Source organism: Hazenella coriacea, from assembly GCF_004341825.1.
Taxonomy (GTDB): domain Bacteria; phylum Bacillota; class Bacilli; order Thermoactinomycetales; family Thermoactinomycetaceae; genus Hazenella; species Hazenella coriacea.
On the sequence record NZ_SMAG01000003.1, the window covers coordinates 170,657 to 196,914 of the forward strand.

General features: G+C 40.5%; 28 protein-coding genes and 1 pseudogene. 2 read left to right on the plus strand and 27 right to left on the minus strand.

Translation table 11 applies throughout. The annotated features are described in order from the left end of the window. Positions 1 to 151 precede the first annotated feature (151 nt). The 14 genes from recO to EDD58_RS07045 form a co-directional block, all read right to left on the minus strand. On the minus strand, positions 152 to 901 hold the full coding sequence (gene recO / locus EDD58_RS06980) for a DNA repair protein RecO (RefSeq protein ID WP_131924141.1): 750 nt from the start codon (positions 899 to 901) through the stop codon (positions 152 to 154). 12 nt (positions 902 to 913) lie between these two features. Continuing rightward, complete coding sequence (locus tag EDD58_RS06985; RefSeq protein WP_131924142.1) at positions 914 to 1,054, minus strand: YqzL family protein; 141 nt, start codon at positions 1,052 to 1,054, stop codon at positions 914 to 916. Positions 1,055 to 1,151: 97 nt separating this feature from the next. Continuing rightward, complete coding sequence (era, locus tag EDD58_RS06990; RefSeq protein WP_131924143.1) at positions 1,152 to 2,057, minus strand: GTPase Era; 906 nt, start codon at positions 2,055 to 2,057, stop codon at positions 1,152 to 1,154. After that, the gene (locus EDD58_RS06995; RefSeq protein ID WP_131924144.1) at positions 2,050 to 2,442 is read right to left on the minus strand and encodes a cytidine deaminase; all 393 of its coding nucleotides are present in this window, start codon (positions 2,440 to 2,442) and stop codon (positions 2,050 to 2,052) included. The genes era and EDD58_RS06995 overlap by 8 nt, the downstream gene beginning before the upstream one ends. 67 nt (positions 2,443 to 2,509) lie before the next feature. Beyond that, complete coding sequence (locus EDD58_RS07000; RefSeq protein ID WP_131924145.1) at positions 2,510 to 3,199, minus strand: diacylglycerol kinase; 690 nt, start codon at positions 3,197 to 3,199, stop codon at positions 2,510 to 2,512. A 10-nt stretch (positions 3,200 to 3,209) separates the two neighbouring features. Further along, positions 3,210 to 3,683, minus strand: coding sequence for an rRNA maturation RNase YbeY (gene ybeY, locus EDD58_RS07005; protein ID WP_131924146.1), 474 nt, complete (start codon positions 3,681 to 3,683; stop codon positions 3,210 to 3,212). A gap of 6 nt (positions 3,684 to 3,689) precedes the next feature. Continuing rightward, positions 3,690 to 5,849 carry an HD family phosphohydrolase gene (locus EDD58_RS07010; RefSeq protein ID WP_131924147.1) on the minus strand — a complete coding sequence of 720 codons (2,160 nt, stop codon included), beginning with the start codon at positions 5,847 to 5,849 and terminating at the stop codon, positions 3,690 to 3,692. Between the two features lie 20 nt (positions 5,850 to 5,869). Further along, the gene (locus EDD58_RS07015; RefSeq protein ID WP_131924148.1) at positions 5,870 to 6,841 is read right to left on the minus strand and encodes a PhoH family protein; all 972 of its coding nucleotides are present in this window, start codon (positions 6,839 to 6,841) and stop codon (positions 5,870 to 5,872) included. A 4-nt stretch (positions 6,842 to 6,845) separates the two neighbouring features. Beyond that, entirely contained in the window at positions 6,846 to 8,057 is a 1,212-nt protein-coding gene (gene yqfD, locus EDD58_RS07020; protein ID WP_131924149.1) for a sporulation protein YqfD, read from the minus strand. 13 nt (positions 8,058 to 8,070) lie between these two features. Next, positions 8,071 to 8,328, minus strand: a complete 258-nt coding sequence (gene yqfC, locus EDD58_RS07025; protein WP_131924150.1) for a sporulation protein YqfC — start codon at positions 8,326 to 8,328, stop codon at positions 8,071 to 8,073. A gap of 173 nt (positions 8,329 to 8,501) precedes the next feature. After that, the gene (locus EDD58_RS07030) at positions 8,502 to 8,693 is read right to left on the minus strand and encodes an alpha/beta-type small acid-soluble spore protein (protein WP_131924151.1); all 192 of its coding nucleotides are present in this window, start codon (positions 8,691 to 8,693) and stop codon (positions 8,502 to 8,504) included. Positions 8,694 to 8,847: 154 nt separating this feature from the next. Continuing rightward, the gene (locus EDD58_RS07035) at positions 8,848 to 9,291 is read right to left on the minus strand and encodes a GatB/YqeY domain-containing protein (protein ID WP_131924152.1); all 444 of its coding nucleotides are present in this window, start codon (positions 9,289 to 9,291) and stop codon (positions 8,848 to 8,850) included. Between the two features lie 15 nt (positions 9,292 to 9,306). Next, on the minus strand, positions 9,307 to 9,480 hold the full coding sequence (gene rpsU / locus EDD58_RS07040) for a 30S ribosomal protein S21 (protein ID WP_131924153.1): 174 nt from the start codon (positions 9,478 to 9,480) through the stop codon (positions 9,307 to 9,309). Between the two features lie 276 nt (positions 9,481 to 9,756). Then, positions 9,757 to 10,101: a histidine triad nucleotide-binding protein gene (locus tag EDD58_RS07045; protein WP_131924154.1), complete on the minus strand. Its 345-nt coding sequence runs from the start codon at positions 10,099 to 10,101 to the stop codon at positions 9,757 to 9,759. A gap of 177 nt (positions 10,102 to 10,278) precedes the next feature. Here EDD58_RS07045 and EDD58_RS07050 point away from each other — a divergent pair, with 177 nt between their 5' ends. Both EDD58_RS07050 and EDD58_RS07055 read left to right on the plus strand, forming a co-directional pair. Next, positions 10,279 to 10,584, plus strand: a complete 306-nt coding sequence (locus EDD58_RS07050) for a hypothetical protein (protein ID WP_131924155.1) — start codon at positions 10,279 to 10,281, stop codon at positions 10,582 to 10,584. Positions 10,585 to 10,678: 94 nt separating this feature from the next. Further along, entirely contained in the window at positions 10,679 to 11,641 is a 963-nt protein-coding gene (locus EDD58_RS07055) for a Na/Pi cotransporter family protein (RefSeq protein ID WP_131924156.1), read from the plus strand. A 20-nt stretch (positions 11,642 to 11,661) separates the two neighbouring features. Here the strand turns inward: EDD58_RS07055 and deoC are convergent, their stop codons facing one another. The 13 genes and pseudogenes from deoC to EDD58_RS07115 all read right to left on the minus strand — a co-directional run bounded on the left by deoC (position 11,662) and on the right by EDD58_RS07115 (position 26,232). Next, entirely contained in the window at positions 11,662 to 12,333 is a 672-nt protein-coding gene (gene deoC, locus EDD58_RS15110; protein WP_243648686.1) for a deoxyribose-phosphate aldolase, read from the minus strand. 93 nt (positions 12,334 to 12,426) lie between these two features. Further along, a pseudogene (locus EDD58_RS15115) lies at positions 12,427 to 12,765 on the minus strand (NUDIX hydrolase); the annotation flags it as partial. A gap of 176 nt (positions 12,766 to 12,941) precedes the next feature. Next, entirely contained in the window at positions 12,942 to 14,288 is a 1,347-nt protein-coding gene (gene mtaB, locus EDD58_RS07065) for a tRNA (N(6)-L-threonylcarbamoyladenosine(37)-C(2))-methylthiotransferase MtaB (RefSeq protein WP_131924158.1), read from the minus strand. 6 nt (positions 14,289 to 14,294) lie between these two features. Beyond that, complete coding sequence (locus tag EDD58_RS07070; RefSeq protein WP_131924159.1) at positions 14,295 to 15,029, minus strand: 16S rRNA (uracil(1498)-N(3))-methyltransferase; 735 nt, start codon at positions 15,027 to 15,029, stop codon at positions 14,295 to 14,297. Positions 15,030 to 15,046: 17 nt separating this feature from the next. Beyond that, positions 15,047 to 15,991 carry a 50S ribosomal protein L11 methyltransferase gene (prmA, locus tag EDD58_RS07075; protein ID WP_131924160.1) on the minus strand — a complete coding sequence of 315 codons (945 nt, stop codon included), beginning with the start codon at positions 15,989 to 15,991 and terminating at the stop codon, positions 15,047 to 15,049. A gap of 130 nt (positions 15,992 to 16,121) precedes the next feature. Further along, complete coding sequence (gene dnaJ / locus EDD58_RS07080) at positions 16,122 to 17,240, minus strand: molecular chaperone DnaJ (protein ID WP_207903269.1); 1,119 nt, start codon at positions 17,238 to 17,240, stop codon at positions 16,122 to 16,124. A 151-nt stretch (positions 17,241 to 17,391) separates the two neighbouring features. Beyond that, positions 17,392 to 19,221, minus strand: coding sequence for a molecular chaperone DnaK (gene dnaK, locus EDD58_RS07085; RefSeq protein ID WP_131924161.1), 1,830 nt, complete (start codon positions 19,219 to 19,221; stop codon positions 17,392 to 17,394). Between the two features lie 48 nt (positions 19,222 to 19,269). Further along, positions 19,270 to 19,899, minus strand: a complete 630-nt coding sequence (gene grpE / locus EDD58_RS07090; protein ID WP_131924162.1) for a nucleotide exchange factor GrpE — start codon at positions 19,897 to 19,899, stop codon at positions 19,270 to 19,272. 18 nt (positions 19,900 to 19,917) lie between these two features. Continuing rightward, positions 19,918 to 21,462 carry a TCP-1/cpn60 chaperonin family protein gene (locus EDD58_RS07095; protein WP_207903270.1) on the minus strand — a complete coding sequence of 515 codons (1,545 nt, stop codon included), beginning with the start codon at positions 21,460 to 21,462 and terminating at the stop codon, positions 19,918 to 19,920. A gap of 117 nt (positions 21,463 to 21,579) precedes the next feature. Beyond that, a complete protein-coding gene (gene hrcA, locus EDD58_RS07100) occupies positions 21,580 to 22,611 on the minus strand; it encodes a heat-inducible transcriptional repressor HrcA (protein WP_131924163.1) in 1,032 nt (343 codons plus the stop codon). A 102-nt stretch (positions 22,612 to 22,713) separates the two neighbouring features. Then, on the minus strand, positions 22,714 to 23,856 hold the full coding sequence (gene hemW, locus EDD58_RS07105; protein ID WP_131924164.1) for a radical SAM family heme chaperone HemW: 1,143 nt from the start codon (positions 23,854 to 23,856) through the stop codon (positions 22,714 to 22,716). A 63-nt stretch (positions 23,857 to 23,919) separates the two neighbouring features. Further along, complete coding sequence (gene lepA / locus EDD58_RS07110; RefSeq protein ID WP_131924165.1) at positions 23,920 to 25,737, minus strand: translation elongation factor 4; 1,818 nt, start codon at positions 25,735 to 25,737, stop codon at positions 23,920 to 23,922. Positions 25,738 to 25,869: 132 nt separating this feature from the next. Next, on the minus strand, positions 25,870 to 26,232 hold the full coding sequence (locus tag EDD58_RS07115) for a DUF3679 domain-containing protein (protein WP_165875855.1): 363 nt from the start codon (positions 26,230 to 26,232) through the stop codon (positions 25,870 to 25,872). Positions 26,233 to 26,258 lie beyond the last annotated feature (26 nt).

Consider the following 26,258-nt stretch of genomic DNA (forward strand, 5'->3'; position numbering starts at 1 on the left):
AAGAAGCGCCATTCATCAAACACTGTGATCAGGCTCGCACCATCCCTGATTCGCTAACACACAGTTCTTGTTTGACTCCTTCTTCTCTCATCATGCTCCATGGGTTTCATCATACTTTCAGGTATAGCAAACCCTATTCGAAAAGTCAAGATTAAGTATCCCAACTCTTTTGAATCTGTTTTAAGATACTTCTTGACTTAAATGGGATCGATAAGTATTCGTCCATAAATGCCTGAATCATTTTTTCGAGCTGTCTGTTTGTTTCTGTTTTCACGTTTACTTCACCCAAGCGTTGGATGTTAATCGCGTGTAGCAAAGGAAATATCTTAGCCACAGCCTCTGTCACTGGAAACGATTGTGGATCTATCTCAACGCAGTTTTTACACAAAAAACCGCCCTGGCGAATGCTAAAACGAACAGGACGGGAAGTCGATTGACATTGAACACACTGATGTAAAACAGGACGAAATCCTGCATGATCCATCACTCTCAACTCCACGATACGTGTCAAAATTTCAGGGTCTGTTCCCTGTTCCAACAGTTGCAAGGCGGAAACGAGAAAATGGTATAGAGAAGGATGGGATTCTTTTTCCTCTGTGACTTTATCCATTATATCCAACCAATAAGCCCCATAAGCTGTAAGCAAAAGATCAGAACGAATTTGATGATGAGAATGAATAAGATCTGCTTGTGAAAGTGTTGCCATTCCGCTCCCCATAAAAAAGACGAAAAGTGCTTGTGAAAAGGGTTCCGTCACTGCTCCAAAACGACTGCGAGTCTTTTTGGAGCCGCGTGCCATAAAAGCGACTTTCCCTAAGGTTTCGGAAAAAATAATCACAATCTGATGACTCTCACCATAATCTTTAGTCTTGAGGACGATTCCCTCTACTTTTTTTAACATATTCGTCCTTCCTTATTGTAGTGATTCCTCCTCTTTGACATCCTGATGCTCAGAATTGCATTCATGTCTTGAAATGGCTTCACATTCTTTATACAACAGATAAGCCTCGATACTGCCAGTTACTTGGAAGCAACTCCAAACAAAATTACGCAACTAGCATCATCCTTTCAGCTGATGTCGTGGTTACAACTTATAGGATGACCCTAGTCAAAGAGGAGTATGAGATGGAAAAATTAACATTTATTTCTTTTTACTTCTCATCCCGATAGCCAAATTGTTTTAACATCATCGCTTCATTTCGCCAATCCTTTTTCACTTTCACCCATAGATCTAAAAAGATCTTTGAACCTAAGAGACGCTCCATCTCTTCTCGAGCTCGCTGACCTACTTCTTTTAAAAGGGCACCTTTTTTTCCGATTAAGATTCCTTTTTGAGAAGTCCGCTCGGTAAAAATAGTTGCACGAATATCGATCAAATCCCGATCTTCTCTTTTTTTCATCTCTTCAACCACAACAGCGACCGAATGGGGAATCTCTTCTCTTGTTAATTGTAGAACTTTCTCCCGAATTAACTCACCTACAATAAAGTATTCCGGATGGTCAGTAACTTGATCCGCTGGATAATACTGAGGTCCTTCAGGAAGTTCATTCAATATCAATTGAAGTAAAGTCGATGTATTATTCCCTTGCAACGCAGAGATTGGAACCACTTCTTTAAATGAATAAAGAGCACGATATTGATCAATTAAAGGGAGTAAAGCATCGGGATGAACCTGATCAATCTTATTCACAACTAAAAAAACAGGGGTTTGAATCTTTTTCAATTGTTGAATGATAAAACGATCCCCAGGTCCGATTCCTTCCTCCGCATCAATCAAAAATAGAACTAAGTCAACTTCTTCTAGGGCATCTTGAGCTGTCTTAACTAACCATTCTCCAAGCTTTGAATGCGGCTTATGAATTCCAGGAGTATCTAAAAATATAACCTGACCTTGCTCACCAGTATAAACGCCTCGAATCTGATTCCGTGTCGTTTGGGGTTTATCTGACATGATCGCTACTTTTTGTCCAATAACATAATTCATCAACGTAGATTTTCCTACATTGGGACGTCCAATTAAAGCAACAAACCCTGATTTATATGTATCTTTACTCATGTAAATCCTCCTTCGTAAAAGCACCTGGAAGTAATTCTCCGACTGTAGTTTCTGCCACTTCTCCCTGGAGATTAGATAGCCACACTTTCAGATCAGGTGGACAAAACTCTGCTAATACTTGACGACAAGCACCACATGGTGAGACTGGTCCCTCTGTATCCGCCACTACTGCCAATCCCTCAAATTGAAGTTGACCATCTGAAATGGCTTTAAAAATTGCTGTGCGCTCTGCACAATTGGTTAAACCAAAAGAAGCGTTTTCAATATTACATCCTTGAATAATTGTTCCTTGTTGAGTTAAAAGAGCTGCCCCAACTGGAAAATGAGAGTATGGCACATAGGCTCGTTCTCTCGCCTGTTTGGCTGCTTCAATGAGTTTCTCCATTTAACTATTCCCTCACTCTAACTTACTTGTTTATGAACAGAACATTGAAATACCTAGAATCCTCATCTTATAATAATTGCATTCCTAAAACGGAGACAAGGGTACCAATCAAAGCGCCTGATAGGATTGGAAATCCATTTGGCTGTAAACGAAATCTGGTTGCTACCAACATTCCCATTAATATAAAGACAAGCAAAGTAAGAAATAAATTTCCAATCACAGCAATAATTAATGTCCCCACGCAAAAAGTGATAGAGACAATCATACTGGGCTCTTTCTCTTCTTTTCCTCGCTGATGATACCAACCTTTCATCATCAAAGTAAGAATAAAATTGAATGCTATAATTGCTGCCAAACCCATATTTGCCGGATAAGAAGTATAGTCCATGAACCTCCTAAATAACACATCGATATAGGGATAAAAGATACTGATCCCGACCATCACGGCCAATCCAGCAGTTAACAAAACAGCACCTGCCGCTACATCTTTGGCGATTTTCGCCAAAGGATGATACTCTTGAGTGATCATATCCACAACCGTTTCGACTACTGTATTAATTAATTCAGCAAATAACACAATGATAATTGTTACAAATAAGATAAGTACCTCCACCTTGCTTACTGGGAGGTACAAACTTAGGAGAAGGACACCCAACGCTGCGATAAAGTGGATCCGCATGTTTCGTTGGGTAACCACAGTATAAATTAAGCCTTCCAAAGCATAACGAAAACTCTGTATTACTTTAGCGATCCACATACGGGAGCACCTACCTTTGGAGACCCGTCTGCTTTAAAATCTCCTCCTGTTTAGCAAACATTTCTGTTTCCTCTTCTGGGGTCTCATGATCATAACCGAGTAAATGTAAAAATCCGTGTGTAGCAAGAAAGCCGATTTCTCGATCTAAGGAGTGTCCATATTCTGCTGCTTGTTCCTCTGCTTTTGGCAAGGAGATGACAATATCACCTAAAGGAACTTCAGGTTCTTCCTCTGAAACAATCCACTCCTCATCGGGTTCCCAAAGTGGAAAAGATAAAACATCAGTGGGACGATCTACTTGTCTATACTCTTGATTCATGTTATGGATCGTCTCATTATCTACAATCGTTACCGAAACCTCAACAGGTGGTAACTGTTCCACCTGTGATGCAGATGTGAAAACTTTTTCGATCCACTGGAGTGCTTGCTGTTGTTTTTCAGTTAATTCTAGATCGACTTGTAGTTCAACTCGAACATAACTCATCCTTATTTAACTCCTTTTAGCTGCTGGTTCATCTGGATATTCAATACGATTATGGAAAATTCCTTGCAATGTCTCACAGATCGATTGGGCAATTAAGTCTAATTCTTTGAGTGTTAAATCACACTCATCAAATTGTCCATCTTCTAACCGATCTTGAATAATCTTTTTAACCATGTTTTGAATCCTTGAAGGGGTGGGTCGAGATAAAGAGCGCACAGCAGCTTCTACACAATCGCAAATTCCTACAATTGCTGCCTCTTTAAACTGTGCCTTAGGACCTGGATAACGGTAATCTTCTTCTTCGATTCGCTCCCCATCCTTTTGTTGATTTAGTGCTTTGTAGTAAAAATACTTGAGCAAAGTCGTTCCATGATGTTGCGCAGCTATATCTTGCAAAGGTACAGGAATCCGATATTGCTTCAATAACTCAACCCCATCACGCGGGTGAGAAATAATAATCGTTTTACTGAGATTTGGGGATATTTTATCATGAGGGTTATCTCGATGAATTTGATTTTCTATAAAGAATTGGGGTCGTTTTGTTTTTCCAAGATCATGATAATAAGCTCCTACTCTCGCTAAAAGCCCGTCGGCACCAATCGACTCTGCAGCCGCCTCAGATAAATTGCCCACAATGATAGAATGATGGTATGTTCCCGGAGTTTCGATGAGTAATTTTCTTAACAGAGGATGATTGGGATTACTTAACTCTAATAACCGAAGTGGAGACAAAAGACCAAAGACTGTCTCAATATAAGGCAGAAAGCCAATGGTGAGGACTGCTGATAAAATTCCACTCCCAATCCCAAATGAGATGGACATTACTAAATCTCTCCACGTACCCTCGATGGGAAGAATCAAGTACATCGAAATAATGGCAAGCGTACTAGCTACAGATGCGATTAAGCCACCTAGTAGGATTGAGCTCCTTTTTTTAGCCCCCGACAAGCCAAACGCACTGGCAACTCCACTAACCAATGCTACTAATCCATATTGAAAATCAAATAGTAGATGCTGGTCTGCATTAAATAGGATACTCGTAGAGATCGACAATAAGACTACACAAACTAGTGATAGCTGTATGTTGAGTAACAAAGTAATCAACATCGCTCCTAAGCCAATCGGTGCGAGATAGCCAATCGTACTCCATTCCAAATTTTGCCCAATTGCCACCATCTTCATGCTTACAAGTGTAAGTAATAACACAGAGAACAATAAAATCATGTTCATATTGTTTTTATATAATTTCACTTGAAATCTCTTGATATAGTAGTAAAGCATTGCAATCAACTGAAAAACAAAAATCGCTAATCCAAAATAAACTTGCATATTGGATTCTTTTTTTAATAAGCCCAATTGTTCTAATTTACGATACTGGTCTTTGGTTACAAGCTCTCCAACTGAAACAATGATCTGACCTTTATTGATTGGAATCGTTTTTACAGCTTCTCTGGCAGCATCTTGAAGATGTTTCGTTTTTTCTTCATCATAGATTTCATTAACAATAATACTTTTCTTAGAAATTTCTCTTACATTATTTCGGACTTTAGGGTCATTTTCGTTGTCTAGTAACCGATTAAGCAAAGTGCGATCTACTTGTTCTCTTTTTTCTTCAAGATTAGATTTTCTTACACCCGTGTTCAAGATGTCAGTGACAATTTCCCTGGTTTGAAGACGAATTTCGGTCAATTGCTTGGGAGAGACGTTGACTAAATTTTTTAAAAAAGCGTCTGAAAAAGTTTGATTTGTATAATTTTCGGCAAAGAGTTCATTTACTCTTATCTTTTGATCCTTTTCGCTAAGATTGGGATCAGTGATCACTTTTCTAATCTCTGCAAAAAGATTGTCGATCCGATCGATTTGTTTACTTGTAATCGTATCATCTTTTGTATATTGCAACTCAACCATTTTTGCAGCTTGATCTTTAGCTTCTTGGGTTGCGATATCATCTGCTTTGGTAATGGGAGAAATAATCGTATTCTTACTAACTGTTCCTACTTGAATATCGTATTGTTCGGGCAAGATATGATTGATAAGTAATAAATAGAACGCGATCCCAAAGATCGCGTATAAAAAGAATTGTATGTGGATACTTGATTTCCAATCCTCTTTCACCAACCATCGCTTCAACCATGGCGATGAGGGTTCGATCTTATCCTTCAACATGCAAACCTGCTCCTTGTTAGTTAATCCTCCGATGCCGCCTCATCTTCATAAGCATCAATGATTTTTTGTACCAAGGTATGGCGAACAACATCTTCTTGACCTAAAAATACAAATCGGATCTCAGGAATTTGTGATAAAATACGTTGTGCTTCTCTCAAACCGGATTTCTTTCCTCTAGGTAGATCAATCTGGGTCACATCCCCCGTAACCACCATCTTAGATCCAAATCCTAAGCGAGTTAAAAACATTTTCATTTGTTCAGGTGTCGTATTTTGAGCTTCGTCTAAAATGACAAACGAATCTTCTAAGGTGCGACCCCGCATATACGCAAGAGGTGCAATCTCAATTAAGCCTCGTTCCATCATTTTAGTTACTTGTTCAGTACCCAACATGGTATATAGTCCATCATATAACGGACGTAGATATGGATCTACTTTTTCTTGAAGATCACCAGGTAAAAAACCCAAATTCTCTCCTGCTTCCACAGCTGGACGAGTCAATACAATCTTTTTAACCTTATTCGATTTTAAAGCGGTCACTGCCATGACGACAGCCAAAAAGGTTTTTCCTGTTCCTGCTGGACCAATTCCAAAAACAATATCCGCTTTTTTGATCGCGGTGATGTAATGGCGTTGTCCTAGTGATTGTACACGGATTGGTTTCCCCTTATGTGTCGTTCCAATCACTTCATGAAATAAGTCTAATAACTCTTCTGCTTGTCCTTGCATAGCAAGCCGATGAGCATATAAAATGTCACGCTCCGTTAAGGTAATCCCTTTACGGATCAATTTCAGTAAAACTTGAAATAGGTGTTCAAGTGCATCTACTTCTTTGAATGAGCCAATAATGACCAGCTCTTCGCCTCTCGAAAGGATTTTGGCTGACGTATGTGTTTCGATCTGCTTTAAAAAAGTGTCATGAGGTCCAAACAAACTGAGTGCTTCCGCTTGGTCGCGCAGACGAATTTTTACCGTTTTTTCGTTTGTTGGCAATGGTTCATTCTCCTTGCAAGATCGGTTGAGGAACCGCTATGTTTTCTACAGCATCAAAGTGTACTTTCAAATAAACTTTACCATTGTCTACACGTTGGTGCAAAACTTTTTCCTCTAGAATTCGCCCATCTCTACCTAATTGATTCACTAATTCGTCACGAGCTCGAACAACTCCTAACTGAATGGCTTCTTTCTGCGTTAAAGGCTGATTAACCCAATTCATTTCCAAATACTCTTCTTCTAAAACTCCTATAGGTAGTTCTTTCCCTGCGATTTGAAGTCTTTTAATCCGCTGCTCAGTCTCATATTGAACAAACGGTTGATCATTGGAAAGGGGGTTTTTAATGATTAAGGTATGTATTAAAGGGTACTTGGTCTTCTTTCGTTGTCCTGTATAAACCTTCCTTTTTTGTTGCAACGGGACTTCTACTTCTGATACATACCAAACTTCTCCCCATACCTTTCCCTTCGCGCCCACGATTTTACCAGAATCAGGTTGTGTAGGATCTCCATATTTTCCTGATACAAGTGTTTGCCCTTTTTTCACAACTTCATTTACTTCAACGATTGGATTTCCTTGTTGAATCCGCATATCATAAATAAGTGCATCGCGATTGGCTACTAGATCGACAGGACCTGGAGGCTCATATTGAAGATCTTCTTTATCTACTTGTTTTTTTTCAACCACAGTGACGATCACCCGTGTCCCCTCAACTCTCATGCCGATCCATGATGCCTGCGGCAATTTAGATAAAATATAATATTGAATCTGCTCCCGATCTGGAAGTTTTCTTTTAAATTGCCCTGTAAAAACACCTTGCTCTGATAACAATTGACGAACTTGTTGTTCAGGAATGTTTTCAGTTCCTTCTACTTCCACATTCCAAACCAGAGAGGACATCACAAATAGTAAAATAACAAATAAAAAACTACCAATGACAAAAACTTTACGTTTCTTGATCCGTTCAATCCAAAAAGGAGCTCCAATCTTTTTTATAATCCTTAGTCGTCCTTGATGTTGACGTAATAAAGTTACTAATCTAAAAAAATCTGACAAAATAACTGTGAGCCGAAGCCGTTGCTCGTCCACCCAAAAGATATTCTCCATGAGAATACCCTTATTCACAGCATGATTAATAAAATCAATCAGATGATTTCCTCTACATTCAATATCTATTTTTCCTTTCAACCATTTTGGCCATGAAATGCCCAGCAATCTCGCTCTCCCCTTATTTCATATATCTCAATTCATGAATCGTTCCCTCAATCCATATCACATCTGGATGGATCGCCTTAATTTTTAACTGTTCCCCCATGATTGCTAGTTGGCCTTGCGATACCTTTACCTTCATTTCGTGATGGCTGAAATGTACAACTCCTTGATGATTTTCTATTTGTAGTCGGTATGGACCAATCATTTCAATGCGGGGGACTTCACTTGTCACATCAGGTGGTAAATCAAACCAATCGGAAGCCCATTTGCGCATCGGTCCCCTCCATCCTCCTATGCCACGCCCTCATTCTCATCTAAAGGTATGCGAAATCTACTTTAAATATGATGGGTAAAAGCTTGCTATAACTTCCTGTCTCACACATTTGTACTTAAATCTTGTAGACAAAAAACGCGAGCTCCATCTGGATCCCGCGTTTTGCATCAAGATTATGATTTAATTTGTTGTTGAGATTGAGCGACTAGCCGTTTGGTAATTTCGCCACCCACGGAGCCATTGGCACGAGATGTGGTATCAGAACCTAGGTTGACCCCAAATTCAGCAGCGATTTCTTCTTTAAATTGATTAACTACAGCTGATGCACCTGGCACCAACAGACGATTGGTATTACTACGAGCCACATATATCACCTCCTTCATCTTAGTATGAAATAGGAGGCTTTAAACTATGAACACTAGAAGTTATTTCAAAATAGTCATATGCTCATTATTTTCTCATGAATCGTAAACACCAAAAAAACAATAAAAAAAAGCAGCGCGACATTCATCGCACTGCTTAATTGAGAGCTTCTTGAACCAAGCGACTGATCAGACGACCATCTGCCCGACCTTTTACCTTCGGCATCATCGCTCCCATCACTTTGCCCATATCAGCTTTCGAAGTAGCACCCAATTCTTGAACAACTTGCTCCACCATAGAACGAACTTCTTGCTCAGATAGTTGTTCGGGGAGGTAGATCTCAAGAATGGCCAATTCTTCTTTTTCTTTTTGTGCTAAATCTTCACGACCAGCTTTTTCGTATTGAGTGATGCTGTCCTTGCGCTGTTTGATTTCACGAATAATCACTTCAAGGACTTCTTCATCATTCAGCGCACGACGCTTATCAATTTCTTCTTTTTTGACTGAAGCTCGAAGCATACGAATGACAGAGAGGCGAGTCTGTTGCTTACTCTTCATCGCAGTCTTCATATCTTCCATCAATTTTTCGAGTAGAGTCATAATGATGACACCTCTCTAGCGACGCTTTTTACGAGCCGCCTCGGATTTCTTCTTGCGACGAATACTCGGCTTTTCATAACGCTCACGTTTCCGCACTTCAGAAAGCACTCCATCTTTGGCACAGGAACGCTTGAACCGGCGCAATGCGGTGTCTAGCGATTCATTTTTCCGAACGCGTGTTTCGACCATGCTATTCCCTCCCTCCACGGGTCAGCTTGACCACTTGGGCACAATGGTCAATGCTTGAAGGAAAAGACCCACACATTTACGCAAGCAGCGGCCTTATCCCCTGAGGAGACGGTCAGCATCCACAACACCTGCATAATGATAAATAAAATTATTCCAACGATGCCCAGCTAGAGTCCTTGGGAGACTCCTTTGTTCAGGTAGCTGATCCCCTGAACATACGTTGGGACCAAATAAGTCAACTTTTATTATATCTCAGATAAACCAACGCTGTCAAAATCAACCTGGGGGCCATTGAAGCTCCCGACCACCAAGAAGATGAAAATGAATATGGAAGACAGTTTGTCCACCATCAGATCCTGTATTATTAACTACCCGAAAACCCTTTTCGTCTAAACCTAATTGACGAGCCACTTTTTGAAGTCCAAGTAGAATCTTCCCTGATAAAGCTTGATCTTCTTCTTGTAACTCCAAGAGGGAGGAAATATGTTTTTTTGGAATCACTAGGATATGAACAGGTGCGGCTGGATACAAGTCACGAAATGCTAAGATATCATCATCTTCGTATACTTTTTCCGAGGGAATCTTTCCCTCTACGATCTGGCAGAAGATACAGTTGTCCATGGTTATCCCTCCTATTTGCTATAAATAAGAATTTTTCTTGATGATTACAAAAGTGATTTCGCTTTATATCAAGCCTATTATAGCAAAAATTCAGTCGCCTTAACTGTAACACCGTGAATTTACTTCGTGCATATATTATAAAAAAACTTTAATGAACGTTTAAAGAGGTGAAACCATTTGTCCAAAATAACTTTTAATGATGAAAAGGAATTAGTCTCCTTGATTCGACAAATTGTTCAAGAAGAGCTCTACTCTTTGCCGAATGACTCTGAAGAAGAAGTGAATTCTCTTCATGGTTCTTCAAATGAGACTGATTCCAGTTCGTGGTTTGTGATTGGAAAGCCCCAACCTGACCCAGCACAACAATTTCACGAAAAGAAAGAACGTCCTCGCCCAGTACCTGTCGTTTCCCAGCCCTATCGACCTGATCTCACCCATCTGGAGACACTTCCTTTTTCACCAAGCATCCCCTTGTTTCTTTAATAATGATCATTCTAAGTAGAAAAGAACTTATTTGGTCATGCCTGTCCTTCTCCCCCCATATATATAACTAACCAGACAAGGGGGGCTTGAGGAAATGAAAGATATAATCATTCCCTTTGCTACAGGGTTAATGATTTTTTTATTTGGTCTACAATTGATGCGAATGGGGTTAGAAAGTTTTGCGGAAGACCGATTAAGGGAAGTTTTGCTTCGGTTTACTCGGACACCCCTGCGTAGTTTTTTTACTGGAATTGGTTCAACAGCTATTTTACAAAGTAGTAGTGCTGTCACTGTATTAACAATCAGCTTTGTTAATGCAGGTTTACTTACATTTACTCAATCTGTTGGGATTATCTTAGGAACCAATATTGGTACAACGGTTACAACTGAGATTATGGCACTCAAAATTGAGGATTTCGCCATTCCCATGATGGTCTTAGGGGCAATCATCCGTCTGCTACCGTTAAAGCAATTTTCTCAGCTTGGTTTAGTCGTGGGTGGATTTGGCTGCATCTTCCTTGGTATGGAAACCATGCAATGGATTGCATATCCACTCAAAGAGCGTGGCTGGATTAGCTGGTTGCTTGAAAATGGTGGAAATCCGATCTTGATGGGAATCTTAGTCGGAGCCGTTTTGACTGCCCTGATTCATAGTAGTAGTGCGTGTATTGCTATTACGATGGGTTTCTATGCTTCAGGACTGATCACATCACCCTTTGCCATTGCTGTTGTATTTGGTAGTAATATCGGTACCTGTGTAACAGGCTTAATGGCCACTTTTCAAACAAATATAGCCGCCAAACAAGTAGCTGTTTGTCATATTATTTTAAACGTAGCAGGAGTAATCGTTTTTGCTCCTTTAATTCCGATCATTAGTGAGTGGGCTCCAGTACTTTCAGATAATCCAGCATCCCAAATCGCCCATATCCAAACCTTATTTAATGTGATTTGTTCTCTATTAGTTCTCCCATTTGTCAAACCATTCGCCAATGGAATCACTTGGTTAGTCCCTCATCGAACTACTGCATGGAACGCTCAAGTGATCAACCGCCATTGATCATTTGAAAGATAGAACCATTAATAACCTTCTTTACCCTCTTTACCTGTTACAATCGCAACTCCTGAACTTGCTCCAATTCGGTTTGCACCTGCTTCAATCATTTGTATAACGGTAGCATGATCTCGAACACCACCTGAAGCTTTTACACCTAAATCCGCACCTACTGTTTTTCTCATCAATTGAACTGCTTCAACCGTTGCACCTCCATGTCCAAATCCTGTGGAGGTTTTGACAAAATGTGCTCCTGCTGCTTTGGAGAGCTCACAAGCCTGAACGATTTCATCATCGGTTAGTAATCCCGTTTCTAAAATGACTTTTACCGTCATCCCTTGGGCAGCTTCAACAACTGCAACAATATCTTCTTTTACTTGGTCTACATCGCCTGACTTTAGTGCTCCGATATTTAAGACCATATCGATCTCAGTCGCCCCTTGTTGAATTGCTTCACGAGTTTCAAATGCCTTAACTTCTTTGGTGGTGGCTCCTAAAGGGAAACCTATAACTGTACAAACTTTTACTTCTGTTCCTTTTAGTAGAGAAGCTGATTCTTTTACCCAGTAAGGATTTACACAAACGGAAGCGAATTGATGAGTTTTAGCCTCTTCGCAAAGTACTTGAATCTGTTCTTTAGTAGCCTCAGGTTTAAGCAATGTATGATCAATCATAGAGGCAATTACCTTTAAGTCCATAGATAACATTCCTTTCATTAGTAAACGTTGATAAGCCAGTTGGAAAATCCATTGATTATTTAAGTATCCATACGCTTGTTGCCGCTTCCAAGCTTCTTCAGCTGACAACCATGTTACGCCTTGGATTTCTTCTAATTGAGGGGTTTCTTGATTACTAATTGCCTCGACAAGATAGTAGGTGACTTGTTTCTCCACCAAACCATGTTGGGGATGGTCATACTGATAGTGAACCGTATGCAATCGGTCCATAATCTTACCATCGATCCCCGTCTCTTCTTTAATCTCTCTTAAGGCATTTTCCTCGTCTGTTTCCCCTGCCTCTCTTTTCCCTTTTGGTAGCGTCCAACGACCATAGCGATCTTCAATTAATAGAACCTCTAATTGCCCACCATGGTTATGATAGACGAGACCACCTGCTGAGATTTCTATCATTGGTTCTCATCCTTTTTCTATATGTAGTTTGCCAAGAGATAATAGCATATCATCCAGCAAACTAACAAGACTCATGACACTTTTTTAGTGATTCAAACATTTTCCTAGATTAATTAAAGCTATTTCCTCATAGTTAAACAGGTTGTTAACTACGATGAGTTAACAACCTGTCATAATTAAGATGCAGTAGCAGGGCGAGGAACATCATCGACGACCCGAACAAAAGTCCCATGATTATACTCAACACCCGCTTGATCAAGACGGACACGACATACTTTTCCGATTAGATCTTCGGTTGCTGGGAACACAACTTGTAAATAATTATCAGAGTATCCCATGTAGAGTCCGCTTTGTGGATCTTCTTTATAAGGACGTTCTGGAATAACTTCTAACACTTCCCCTACAAACTTTTCCGCATAGTTAAACGTAAGACGATTTGATAGCTCAATCAACCGTTGTACCCGTTCGTGTTTGATTTCGTCAGGTATTTGGTCATCCATCCGTGCCGCTGGAGTTCCTGTTCGTTTGGAGTATGGGAACACATGTAATTGATACATATTCAACTCTTCGATAAATCGATAACCAGCTTCAAACTGCTCATCGGTTTCACCTGGAAATCCTACGATCACATCTGTGGTAATCGCTACATGAGGCATTGCTTCGTGAAGACGTAAGATCGTATCTTTGTACTCCGCCACTGTATATTTGCGGCGCATCCGTTTGAGTACTGCATCATCCCCTGCTTGAAGTGGGATGTGAAGATGTCGACACATTTTGTCCGATGCATTGAGCACTTCAATCACTCGTTCGTCAATCTGACTTGCTTCGATTGAACTGATCCGAATCCGATTTAGGCCCTCCACTTGGTCGAGATCCCATAAAAGGTCCGCCAGCTTATAATCCTCAAAGTCATCTCCATAACCACCTGTATGAATCCCTGTAAGTACGATTTCTTTATAACCCGCTTCAACGAGCTGACGAGCCTGTGTCAGTACATTTTCAGGTTTACGACTGCGAGATAACCCTTTGGCCCAAGGGATAATACAAAACGTACAGAAGTTATTACATCCCTCTTGAATTTTCAATGAAGCACGCGTACGATCTGCGAAAGCGGGTACATCTAACTCTTCAAATTCACGTTGTTTCATGATGTTACCCACTGCTTGGATCGGTTGACGCTCACGTCGGAACTGCTCCACATAACCTACCAATTGATCTCGTCCTTGTGTACCCACTACCACATCAACACCAGGAATGGCGGCGACTTCTGCTGGAGATGTTTGTGCATAACAACCAGTTACTACGATCACAGCGTCAGGGTTTTTACGAATAGCCCGGCGTATGACTTGTCTACTTTTTTTATCCCCTGTATTGGTGACTGTACAAGTATTGATCAGATATACATCTGCTTTTTGTTCAAATTCTACTTTTTCATAGCCTGCTTGTTTAAATAATTGCCAAATCGCTTCAGTTTCATAAGAGTTCACCTTACAACCTAATGTATGGAAAGCAATAGTGCTCATCCTTTTTCACCTCCCAAAATCATTTCGTGCAAATAAGATACATGATAAAGCAGCAAGTGGTGCTGTTTCTGTGCGTAAAATTCGTTTACCAAGCGTAATCGGCTTTGCACCTGCCTCAATCGCTTCTTGAACTTCGCTCTCGGAAAAGCCTCCTTCGGGACCAATAATCAATAAGATATCATCTGAAGAAGACGCTATCTCCTCTGAAAGAGCTTCTCCCCCTTTTTCATAGGCGATCCAGGAAGTCGAAGAACTCCTAATTTCACGCAATAAGTCCTTCCAACTGAGCACAGCTCCAACCTCAGGAACACGACCTCGGTGAGCTTGTTCTGCAGCTTCCTGAACAATTCGTTCCCATCGTTCCTGCTTTTTTACAGCTTTCCGAGCATCTATTTTAACAACCGTCCGTTCTGATTGAAAGGGAAGAAATCGAACCGCTCCAATCTCCGTCCCTTTTTGCAAAATCCATTCCCATTTATCCCCTTTCGGAAAGGATTGAGCAATCGTTACTTGGGTTAGAGGTTCACCTTGAGAGGGTCTCGTTTCTAGGATTTCACAAAGAACGGTACCTTTCGATATTTCTATGATTTTTGTTATATAATCAGAGCCAAGTCCATCACAACAAATCAACTGATCATCCAAGCGTGAACGCAACACATGAGTAAGATGATGTGCAACATCTTCCGTTAATCGGATGATCTTATTTTCTATCTGACTTGGTTGAATAAAATATCTTTGCATGAGACACTCCTACCAGTTTACCATTTTTTTGCGGCAATCGCTACCCAGCCTTCTTGGTGAACGATTTCCAATACTTCTAACCCATTCTTCGTTAATGAGTCTACGATTTCTTGTTCTTTCTCCTCGATAATCCCTGATGCAATAAAAATCCCTCCAGGAACTAACACTCTAGGAAGTTCAAAAGTAAATCGTAAAATAATGTCAGCTAAAATGTTAGCAACCACTAGATCAGCTGTATGCGAAACTCCTTTAAGAAGATCTCCCTCTTCTACCTTGACAATGGCTTCAACTCTATTTTGTTTCATATTTTGCTTTGCATTTTGTACGGCTACTGGATCTAGATCAAGGGCAAGCACTTCCTTTGCCCCTAATTTCGCAGCAGCGATACTCAAAATACCACTTCCACATCCTACGTCGATAACTTGAGATGAAGGGGAGAGATATTGATCCAACAATTTTAGACTCAAAACGGTTGTTGGATGTGTTCCTGTTCCAAATGCCATTCCTGGATCTAACTCAATCACTTGCTCTGTTGCAGAGTTTGGTGAATACTCTTCCCACACAGGTTTTACAGACAAACGTTCTGTGATTTGTACAGGCTTATAATAATTCTTCCATTCATGCGCCCATGATTCTTCATCCACTTGTTGTGTAGTGATAAGTGAAGCTCCCAGATTAAGACCTAGTTCCTTTAATTGATCAAAACCAGCTTGAATCTGTTTCACCAACGCTTCTACATCTGAAATTTCCAGCTCTGACAAATAAGCTTTAACAATGACTCCTTCTTCAGGATAATCATCTTTAGACAAAGCGATGATTTCGCCATACTTATTTTCCCATGTTCTTTTAAGCACTTCAGCATCTTCAATCGCAACTCCATCTGCCCCAAGTTCTTGTAATAGAGCACTGATGGCTTCAAGTGCTTCATGACTGGTATGTACACTGACTTCAATCCAATTCATCTAAACCCTCCTGCAAATGATGGCTTTTCCTGATTACTTGATTCCAATGTCTTTCAAGTTCAATCATCTTCTATGCTAATGATAGCAAAAAAAACAAAAACGGGCATAGCGCCCGTTCCTGTCTGGAAGGTTAATCTCCCCGAAAAGCTTTTTTCATTTTATCAAAGAAATTGTCATGCTGTTCGTTGATATATTCACCACAAAGGCGGTTAAATTCACGTAATGCCTGTTTTTGTTCTTCATTTAGCTTTGTTGGGACAACCACACGCACTTTGACTCGAAGATCGCCTTCTCCATAGCCTCGTAAGCGTGGAACCCCTTTTCCTTGCATCCGGAACTCAGTGCCTGTCTGGGTTCCAACTGGAATTCGCAGTTTAGCACGTCCATTCAAGGTTGGCACAACTACTTCATCTCCCAATGCTGCTTGTGCAAAAGAGATTGGCAGATCACAAGTTAGGTCGTCCCCTTCCCGTTTAAAGTAGTCATGAGGCTTCACCATGATGGTGATATAAAGATCTCCTGGTGGTCCACCATTTATTCCTGGTTCACCTTCACCACTGACACGCAATTGTGCACCTTCATGAATCCCCGCTGGAATTTTAACGTTGATTTTCTTCTTCCTCTTGATGCTCCCAGAGCCTGAACAGTTCGAACATTTCTCACGAATATATTTACCTGTCCCATTACAACTATGACAGACGCGACGATTGACAATACGACCAAATGGTGTATTTTGAACCACTTCAGCCTGTCCGGTCCCTTGACATACAGCACATACTTCTGGTTTTGAGCCAGGCTTAGCTCCATTACCATGACATGTATCACAAGTTTCTGTACGGGGAATCACTACATCTACATTTTTACCATATACAGCATCTTTAAACTCGATTTGCAGGCGATACTCTAAATCAGATCCTTGACGAGGGGCGTTCGGGTTGTGGCGACGACCTCCTCCAAAAAACATATCGAATATATCACCAAATCCGAAATCTTGTCCTGTAAATCCTGTTCCACCATTAAACCCACCAGTAGGATCTGCGTGTCCAAATTGATCGTAGTGAGCTTTTTTCTGTGGATCACTTAATACTTCATAAGCCTCTTTAACCTCTTTAAACTTCTCTTCAGCATCTGCTTCTTTATTCACATCAGGATGGTACTTGCGAGCTAACTTACGATACGCTTTACGGATTTCTTCATCTGAGGTATTACGGCTTAACCCAAGCACCTCGTAATAATCGCGTTTACTCACCCGATCACCTCCTCTTCCTCTACCTACATCAAAAATAAAGATAAGAAAAAATGAGTTCATATGCTGCATCAAAAAAAATGGAAAGCCAAGTCAAGACAGAGCCTCGACATTGACTTTCCAGCCGAGGAGATCTTCCGTCCCCTCCTAATCACTATTTATCTTCTTTAATTTCCTCATACTCTGCATCAACAACATTATCTTTTTTACTACTGTTTGACTCTTCAGCTTGTTGTTGACCTGATTCTTGTTGCATTTTTTCATATAGCTTTACGGAAAGTTGTTGCACTTCTTGCTCTAGTTTTTCCGTTGCTTTTTTGATTTCTTCGTAGTCATCGCCTTCGAGGGCTTTCTTCAATTCATCTTTAGCTTCATTGGCTTTTTCTACATCTGCTGAATCAACTTTATCTCCAAGATCTTTCACAGTCTTTTCTGTACTGAAGATCAATTGGTCAGCTTTATTCCGGACTTCCACTTGCTCTTTGCGCTTTTGGTCTTCATCAGCGTGCATTTCAGCTTCATTGACCATTTTTTCGATTTCTTCATCACTTAAACCACTGGACGATTGAATCGTAATATCTTGACTCTTATTCGTTGCTTTATCTTTTGCTGAAACGTTAACAATTCCATTAACATCGATTTTGAAAGTAACTTCAATCTGTGGGATTCCCCGTGGTGCTGGTGGAATTCCAGTGAGTTGGAAGCGCCCTAATGTCTTATTGTCAGAAGCCATTTGGCGTTCCCCTTGTAACACATGAATATCTACCATCGTTTGGTTATCGGCTGCTGTGGAGAAGATTTGAGATTTTTCAGTAGGAATCGCTGTATTCCGATCAATCAGCTTCGTGAATACTCCACCAAGTGTTTCAATTCCTAAAGAAAGAGGAGTTACATCAAGCAATACAATATCTTTCACATCGCCCGCTAAAATACCACCTTGGATGGCTGCTCCCATAGCGACCACTTCATCAGGGTTTACACCACGACTTGGATCTTTACCGATCAGCTTTTTGATCTCTTCTTGAACAGCTGGGATTCGAGTCGAACCACCCACTAGAACTACTTTGTCAATCTCACTAGGATCCAGATTGGCATCTCGGAGAGCTTGACGAGTTGGATCCATTGTGCGTTCAATTAGATCCGCACTAAGTTCTTCAAATTTTGCACGGGTCAGTGTTACTTCTAAATGTTTAGGTCCTGTTTCATCTTGTGCTAAGAATGGTAAAGAAATGGTTGTGGTTAATACACCTGATAAATCTTTTTTAGCTTTTTCAGCTTCTGTTTTTAACCTTTGCATCGCCATACTATCTTGACTTAGATCGATTCCGTTTTCATTTTCAAATTCTTCAACTAAGTAGTCAATAATCACTTGGTCAAAGTCGTCTCCACCTAGTTTATTATCTCCACTTGTTGCTAGAACTTCAAAGACTCCGTCTCCAAGTTCAAGAATTGAAACGTCAAAAGTACCTCCACCTAAGTCAAAGACAAGGATTTTATGTTCTTCTGTTTTTTCTAAGCCATAAGCAAGTGCGGCAGCCGTTGGCTCGTTAATAATCCGCATTACTTCAAGTCCTGCAATTCTTCCTGCATCTTTGGTAGCTTGACGTTGGCTATCATTAAAGTATGCAGGAACAGTAATAACTGCTTTATTTACTTTCTCTCCTAAGTATGCTTCAGCATCAGATTTCAATTTTTGTAAAACCATTGCTGAAATCTCTTGTGGAGTATATTCTTTTCCATCAATATCTACGGTATGTCCATATCCCATAAACCGTTTAATCGAGCTAATGGTTTTATCCGGATTGGTGATCGCTTGGCGTTTTGCAGCGTCACCGACTAAACGTTCGCCTGACTTGGAAAAGCCTACAACAGAAGGAGTCGTTCTTCCCCCTTCAGCATTAGGAATAACAACTGCTTCGCTACCTTCCATGAATGAGACGCATGAGTTTGTGGTTCCTAAATCGATCCCGATGATTTTACCCATTCGACTGCAACCTCCTACATGACCTTAACAAAATTAGTATATCAAAAATTAATTGCTGATTTTGACCATTGATGGACGAATGACACGGTCCAGAAATCGATAACCTGATTGAACTTCTTCTACTACCAATCCCGGTTCTACTCCTTCAACAGGAACAAGCATCACTGCATTATGTTGATGAGGATCAAATGGTTTTCCTTCTGCTTCAATAAGGCTTAAACCCGCTTGGGAAAGAGAGCCGAGAAATTGACGATACACCATTTCAACGCCTTCTTGCAATCCTTGATGATGCTCACTTTGATCCGCTGCATCTAGTGCACGTTCAAAGTTATCTAAAACAGGCAATAGTGATTCAAGCAGAGGAACAGCTGCATACTTGAGTGCGACTTCTTTTTCTTTACGAAAACGGCGCCGAGAGTTTTCTAAATCAGCTCTTGCGCGGAGCATCTGCTCATGATTTTCGTCTGCTTGCTTCTTCAATTGTTGCACTAATGCCTGGTATTGATCTAATTGTTGTTTTAACTGCTCAAACTCTTCAAGAGTAGGTTGGTAACCCTTCGGATTAACCTCTTCTTCAGTACGAAATGACTCCTCTTGGTTTCTGTCATGATCGTAACTTTCATTCTTGGAAGTCTGAGTCCGTTTCTGCAATTGGAGCTCTTGGTTTTCCAATTCCATTACAAGTCCTCCTTACTGTTAGAAGACAGGCATGTCTTTCATTTGAACAATGGTATGAATTCGTAGAATAGCTGTACTCACTTCGCCTGCCGTTTGTAATGCATGATATTTAACAAGAAGCGGATCAACAACTCCCATTTCAATCATATCCGCAACGGTACCACGATCACAATCTATTCCAAGGGAGTCAGACTGACGTTTTAGCTGGAAAGCTTTAACCAACTCAATCTTTTCAAGTGGATTAAATCCAGCATTGGCTACAACCTGTGTCATCGGTCTCTGAAGAGCTTCAGATACTACTGATACACCAAAGCGTTCCATTCCTTGGACAGTGTCTCTAAAGTTCTCTACATCGCGAGCTAGAGAGAGCTCGATGGCTCCACCACCTGGAACATATCCCTCACGAAGAGCAGCTTGCACAGCTGCAGCCGCATCTTTGCAAATCCGTTCCCGCTCCTCTACTACCTCTTCAGTTGCTGCACCAACCAAAATGGTAGCATAAGGTTTCCCTCTACCGCCACTGATTCGTACCTTTTCAAGAATTTCATCATCTTCTACTTCAGCACAAAAGCCTAAGATCGCTTCTAACTCTTCCAGAGATTTAAACAAGCCACTACGTTTTACAAGTCTAGCTCCAGTATGTACAGCTACTTTACTCAGATCCTCTCGAGTCACGTGTTGAACTACCATGATACCTGCATCAGTAAGAACTTCTTCCGCATGGGGGTCAACACCTCTAGCTGTCACAATCAATCCTACATTGAGATGAATCAAATGTTCTAATGACACTAAAAACTCTTCTTTAGATCTTTCCTGTTTGATAGCTTCTACATCAGTTCTACTTGCCTCTTCATCACTCAGATCTGGTTCCAATGCATCTGCCAAAACAAGGACACGAATATCTTGCTTGTAATCGAGCATTTGAGAATTCATCCTGGCTTTATTAATCAAAATACCCGAAAAAACATGACTTTCAACATGAGGATGACCCACAACTGTACTGGATAGCTTAAAATTTTTCTCTTCCATCAGCTTTTCACGCCCAATTAGTTGAGCAGCCTCAATAACGGAAAGCGTAATGTCCTCATTTTCACGACTAGCAGTATAGGCGATCCGTTGCAACCATTCATCCTCAAGTGCCCAAATGGGACGTGCTTTTTCTTTCATCTTATGTAAAGAAAATCTGATCCCTCGTTGCATACCTGTGATGATTTTTGCAACTGGAACACCACGAGCAACCTGTTTGGCACCTTCTTCGACAAGAGCAGTTGCAAGCAACGTTGCTGTTGTAGTTCCATCACCCATAATTTCTTGTTGAGCCTTAGCTACATTTACAATCATACTAGCAGCAGGGTGTTTGACTGCCATTCGGTCTAAAATGGTAAATCCATCATTGGTAACAATCACTTTACCTCCACTGTCAACTAACATCGTGTCTAGACCTTTAGGTCCCAATGTTGTTTCGACAGTTGCTGCTACCGCTTTCACGGCATTTCCATTACTTTGAAGAGCAGATTGAAGTGACTCCCCTTCTCCTAGATTGATATGATCCTTGTCAGGCACCCAACTTCCATCCTTTCTCTAAATCGGGACAGGGATTCGCCAAAGAATCCAGGTCATGAATAGACCTATTCACTGGTCAACCGCCTATTTCGTCTATTTGTACAAGAGCTAACTTAGTTAATCTAATTCAAATAGGGTGCTTAAACGCCGTGAAAAGTCTTTAGATAATAGATCGATCAACCCAATGACCCTTCCATAGTCCATACGAGTAGGTCCAAGGACACCAATGGTACCGACAGGTTCGCCATTAATCATATAAGAAGCAGAGATAATACTACAATTAGTTACTGCATTATGATGAATTTCATTTCCAATCCGAACTTGTACCCCATTTGTAGTGGGCTCCATGAGTTCCACCATGGTTTGATTCTCTTCAATCAGATCTAAAAGCATTTTAACCTTTTCTACATCTTGGAACTCCGGTTGATCGAGCATACGCGTTGCGCCACTTGTATAAACACGTTCCTGTTTTTCTGCTTGTAAAACCTGGTTAATTAAGCCACTTAACTCCCCATACTTAGAAAACTGGTGTGCCAGTTCAGTTTTTAACTCTTGGGCAACAGCTTTTCTCAAATGGGGTAACGGGATTCCATTTAACCGATAGTTAAGTAAGTGAACTAATCTTTCTGCTTCGTGATACGGAACTTTCTCTGGAATCATAATACGTTTCTGATAAACATAACCTGTATCTGTAACTAAAATTGAAATAGCTGAACGATCAAAAAGCGGGACAATTTGTAAATGTTTCAATCTGTTTTCAGAAATCTTAGGCCCTAGGATGATCGTCATATAATTAGTTAAGTTAGAAAGAAGAGATGTTGTTTGCTGAATAACCTCTTCGATACGATCCATTTGTAACGTATAACTTTCATGCAAAATAATCAGATCTTCTCTTCTCCACAAACGTGGAGTCAAAAGGTGATCTACATAGAAGCGATATCCTTTTTGAGAAGGTATTCTCCCGGCAGATGTATGCGGTTGCTCTAAAAAACCCATCTCTTCTAAATCAGCCATCTCATTGCGAACCGTAGCCGCACTAAACCCGACTCCTTCTTTTTTCGAAACTGTTCGGGAGCCGACTGGCTCAGCTGACACGATGTAATCGTTGATAATCGCCCAGAGAATTCGTTTTTGCCGCTCGGTTAACATCTGCCTCCCCTCCTTGTTAGCACTCCACTACTCCGAGTGCTAAAATAACTATATCTAACTTACCAAACGCAGAAATTGATGTCAATGTTCCTTTTTAAAACATTACCCATCTAAAAATGAAGCAAATACTTCATTTCCAAACAATAAGCCCTTTTCTGTTAATCGAATGTTATCATTTTCTTCAATAATTAGACCAAGTTTTTTTAATTGCTGCACTTGTCCACCAAAAACCTCATCGACAGTTTGTTGATACAATGAGAAAAAACGATCCTTATTTACCCCTTGCATCAACCGTAAACCCAGCATCATAAAATTTTCACGATCTTCTTGATCACTCACCTGATAGGATTCCACAACGGGACGATGTCCACCATTCACACGTCGAATATACTCTTTGATTCCTTTCACGTTAGCATGACGTATTCCATTCATATAACCATGTGCTCCAGCACCTAGCCCATAGTATTCTTCATTTAACCAATAAGTAGAATTATGTTTACTCTCATATCCTGGTTTTGCAAAATTACTCACTTCATATTGTTCATATCCATGGCTTTGAAGTTCGGAGCGAATCAATTGATACATGGTTAACTCATCATCTTCGGTAGGAAGTGGGAGCTGTTTACGTTCATATAATTGATGAAACAATGTTCCTTCTTCAATTTTCAAGCTATAACAAGAAAAATGATCTGGCTTTAATGATCCAGCGTGTTGTAGTGTTTCTTTCATATCTTGAACGGTTTGCTCAGGTAGCCCAAACATCAAGTCCAGAGATATGTTATGAAACCCAGCTTCACGAGCTTGAAAAACACTTCGTTTGATATCTTCCACCTCATGAATTCGACCAATTCTTTTCAATAATTGCGGACGAAAGGTTTGTGCACCAAAACTGATTCGATTGATCCCACCTTCATGCATCACACGAAGTAATTCAGGACTGGTCGTTCCAGGGTTCGCTTCAATCGTAAATTCAATCTCCTCACTCCACTTCGGAAAGTAGAGACGAATCTTTTCACAAAGTAACTCCATCTGTTGAGGTGTTAATACTGTTGGAGTTCCACCACCGATAAAAATCGCTTCAATTTCTCGTGGAGGAACCTCTGCCACTGTTAAGGCCATTTCACGAAACAATGCATCCAAGTATTTGTCAACGGGTTGTCCCTCAACCACATAGGCAGTAAAGTCACAGTAAAAACACTTATTCGTACAAAAAGGAATATGAATATAAACCGCTCGTGGGGTCATTTGTTTCTTCACCTCCAAGACACAAGAAGCCGTAAGTGGAACTGGTCCACATACGGCTTTGCTCTATTTATTTTCATCCATTTGAAGTACAGCCATAAACGCTTCTTGAGGAACTTCTACATTTCCTACAGCTTTCATTCGCTTTTTACCTTCTTTTTGTTTCTCAAGTAACTTACGTTTTCGGCTGATGTCACCACCATAACACTTTGCCAATACGTTTTTCCGAATCGCACTAATCGTTTCACGAGCTACAACCTTTGTTCCAACTGTTGCTTGAATAGGTACTTCAAACATTTGGCGGGGGATCAACTTTTTCAATTTCTCTACTAAGAGGCGACCCCGATGATAAGCCCGATCACGGTGAACGATAAAGGAGAGTGCGTCAACGACTTCCCCGTTTAATAAAATATCCATTTTAACCAAGTTGGAAGGTTTATAACCGATCAATTCATAGTCGAAAGACGCATAACCTTTGGTGTTAGACTTTAATTGATCAAAGAAGTCGTAAACAATTTCGGCGAGTGGTAATTCATAGACGATATTGACACGATTGTTATCCATATAACTCATGTCAATATAGGACCCTCGCTTATTTTGGCAAATTTCCATCACTGCACCAACATAGTCATTAGGAACCATAATGGCAGCTTTTACATAAGGCTCCTCAACTCGGTCAATTTTTTGTTGAGGTGGCATCAGGGTCGGATTTTCGATCGAAATCATACTGTCATCTGTTTGGTAAACATTATAAACAACACTAGGAGCTGTGGTAATCAATGGAATCCCAAATTCACGCTCGATCCGCTCTTGAATAATTTCCATGTGAAGAAGACCTAGGAATCCACAACGGAATCCAAATCCTAAGGCATTAGATGTTTCTGGTTCATAGGAAAGTGAAGCATCGTTAAGCTCCAACTTTTCAAGTGACTCACGTAGATCATCATAGTCAGATGATTCCACTGGGTAAAGCCCACAGAATACCATCGGATTGATTCGACGATAACCTGGTAATGGTTCTGATGCTGGGTTATTTGCATCTGTAATTGTGTCTCCAACTCGGGTATCTTTCACGTTTTTAATACTAGCAACTACAAAGCCTACTTCCCCAACTGATAGTTCATCCATCTGCACGGAATGTGGTGCATAAGCACCCACTTCTGTTACTTCAAAAGTTTTTCCCGTTGCCATCATTTTGATCTTCATACCTTTTTTAATGGTTCCTTCTACTACCCGCATGTAAATAATAACGCCTTTGTAGGAATCGTAGAAGGAGTCGAAGATTAGAGCCCGAAGAGGTGCCGAAGAATCACCTGTAGGAGCAGGCACTTTTTGAACGACCTGTTCCAAAATGTCCTCGATCCCAATTCCTGATTTAGCAGATGCGAGGACAGCATCACTTGTATCTAAGCCAACCACATCTTCAATTTCTTGTTTGACTCGCTCAGGTTCAGCACTAGGCAAGTCAATTTTATTAATGACTGGGATAATCTCTAAATCATTTTCCAGTGCTAGATAGACATTGGCTAATGTTTGCGCTTCCACACCTTGAGCAGCATCAACGACGAGTAAAGCCCCTTCACAAGCCTCCAAACTTCTTGAAACTTCATAAGAAAAGTCTACATGCCCGGGTGTATCGATCAGATTAAGGATATATTCCTGACCATCTTTTGCTCGGTAAGGAAGACGAACCGACTGCAATTTAATCGTAATCCCACGTTCCCGTTCCAAGTCCATCTTATCTAAAAATTGGTCTTGTTTTTCTCGAGCGGATATCGCTCCAGTAAAATCTAATATTCGATCTGCTAGCGTAGACTTTCCATGGTCAATATGAGCAATAATTGAAAAGTTACGGATCATCTGTTGACGTTCTTTTTTATCCATCCCCGATTTATTCCCTCCTGCGTAACGAGCAAGACTGCATTTTTTAATTATAACAGTCCATTAGAAGCGCTTCAATCATTCTCATCTCATCAAAAAATGAGCCCTTCCATACAAGGAACGACTCATCCAAGTTTAATTTGCCCAACTGAATATAGACTCAACCAGCTTTCGAGTGATTTGACGAATCGCTGTTCCAGCATGATTACCTACCAAGGCCAGCTGACTTGTTTCATTTTGTATGGTTCCTTTCACTTTTTGACTGGCTTCTTTTATTTTTTGATCATCAAGATTTTCGACTGGATTTTTTGTTTCTACCACTTGCCCCATCACTGAAATTTCAATTTTCCCATTCTGTTGAGGTGTAATCTGGATTGCGCGAGGTGACCCCTCTACTCCTTCCAATTTTTGAATGTTTTTTTCTGCCGTATCAATACCTAAAAAAATCCCGATGATCAACATGATTCCAAGTCCTAATAATTGAATGGAAGCGCGCATTCCTTCATTCACCTCATCCTTTTCCA

Coding starts and splice junctions, on each gene's coding strand:
- EDD58_RS07115 (WP_165875855.1), bottom strand. CDS start 26,232: ATGCGCGCTTCCATTCAATTATTAGGACTTGGAATCATGTTGATCATC.
- recO (WP_131924141.1), bottom strand. CDS start 901: ATGTTAAAAAAAGTAGAGGGAATCGTCCTCAAGACTAAAGATTATGGT.
- hemW (WP_131924164.1), bottom strand. CDS start 23,856: ATGACCCCACGAGCGGTTTATATTCATATTCCTTTTTGTACGAATAAG.
- rpsU (WP_131924153.1), bottom strand. CDS start 9,480: ATGGTCGAAACACGCGTTCGGAAAAATGAATCGCTAGACACCGCATTG.
- EDD58_RS06995 (WP_131924144.1), bottom strand. CDS start 2,442: ATGGAGAAACTCATTGAAGCAGCCAAACAGGCGAGAGAACGAGCCTAT.
- dnaK (WP_131924161.1), bottom strand. CDS start 19,221: ATGGGTAAAATCATCGGGATCGATTTAGGAACCACAAACTCATGCGTC.
- EDD58_RS07010 (WP_131924147.1), bottom strand. CDS start 5,849: ATGTTGAAGGATAAGATCGAACCCTCATCGCCATGGTTGAAGCGATGG.
- mtaB (WP_131924158.1), bottom strand. CDS start 14,288: ATGAGCACTATTGCTTTCCATACATTAGGTTGTAAGGTGAACTCTTAT.
- prmA (WP_131924160.1), bottom strand. CDS start 15,991: ATGAATTGGATTGAAGTCAGTGTACATACCAGTCATGAAGCACTTGAA.
- EDD58_RS07070 (WP_131924159.1), bottom strand. CDS start 15,029: ATGCAAAGATATTTTATTCAACCAAGTCAGATAGAAAATAAGATCATC.
- grpE (WP_131924162.1), bottom strand. CDS start 19,899: ATGGAATTGGAAAACCAAGAGCTCCAATTGCAGAAACGGACTCAGACT.
- EDD58_RS07035 (WP_131924152.1), bottom strand. CDS start 9,291: ATGACTCTACTCGAAAAATTGATGGAAGATATGAAGACTGCGATGAAG.
- lepA (WP_131924165.1), bottom strand. CDS start 25,737: ATGGATAAAAAAGAACGTCAACAGATGATCCGTAACTTTTCAATTATT.
- EDD58_RS07000 (WP_131924145.1), bottom strand. CDS start 3,199: ATGTGGATCGCTAAAGTAATACAGAGTTTTCGTTATGCTTTGGAAGGC.
- EDD58_RS07045 (WP_131924154.1), bottom strand. CDS start 10,101: ATGGACAACTGTATCTTCTGCCAGATCGTAGAGGGAAAGATTCCCTCG.
- era (WP_131924143.1), bottom strand. CDS start 2,057: ATGAGTAAAGATACATATAAATCAGGGTTTGTTGCTTTAATTGGACGT.
- EDD58_RS07055 (WP_131924156.1), top strand. CDS start 10,679: ATGAAAGATATAATCATTCCCTTTGCTACAGGGTTAATGATTTTTTTA.
- deoC (WP_243648686.1), bottom strand. CDS start 12,333: ATGGACTTAAAGGTAATTGCCTCTATGATTGATCATACATTGCTTAAA.
- ybeY (WP_131924146.1), bottom strand. CDS start 3,683: ATGAGTTATGTTCGAGTTGAACTACAAGTCGATCTAGAATTAACTGAA.
- yqfC (WP_131924150.1), bottom strand. CDS start 8,328: ATGCGCAAATGGGCTTCCGATTGGTTTGATTTACCACCTGATGTGACA.
- hrcA (WP_131924163.1), bottom strand. CDS start 22,611: ATGTTAACCGAGCGGCAAAAACGAATTCTCTGGGCGATTATCAACGAT.